The organism is Mesorhizobium sp. M7A.F.Ca.CA.002.04.1.1 (assembly GCF_004022805.1).
GTDB lineage: Bacteria > Pseudomonadota > Alphaproteobacteria > Rhizobiales > Rhizobiaceae > Mesorhizobium > Mesorhizobium ciceri.
Map to the genome: position 1 here is coordinate 1 of NZ_RZPL01001301.1, position 491 is coordinate 491.

1 pseudogene is annotated in these 491 nt (G+C 67.6%); it reads left to right on the forward strand.

Features of this window, described 5'->3' with window-relative positions:
• A pseudogene (locus ENZ75_RS33900) lies at positions 1-491 on the forward strand (hypothetical protein); the annotation flags it as partial.

The window sequence follows — 491 nt, forward strand, 5'->3', positions numbered from 1 at the left end:
ACCTCGGGCGAGGCGACGGTTCGCGGCATCAAGGCCGCAATCGCTCAGGCGTCGACACTGAGCATCGCCAACGGCACGGCCAGCATCGAGAAACTGGCGCTCGATGTCGGCGGCGGTTCGGTGACGCTGTCGGGCACTGCCGGTCAGACGCTCGACCTCGCGGCGCAATTTTCGGCACTGCCCGCGGCGCTCGCCAATGAATTTTCGCCCGGCCTCGACGCCGTCGGCACGCTCAGCGGCACGGCTGGAGTGACCGGGCCGCCGGCCGCTCCCGATGTCCGCTTCAATGCGCAACTGGCTGGCGTCGAAACCAGCCAGACTCGCCAGGCGGGGCTCGGAGCGCTGGCTGTCGACGCGGCAGGCAGTTACACCATGGCCGGCGGCGTGGTGCTCCATCAGGCGACACTGACCGGTGACAAGATTTCCGGCAAGGCAGCCGGCACCCTCAATCCGAACGGCGCCAGCGATTTTGCGCTCGATCTCATCTCATC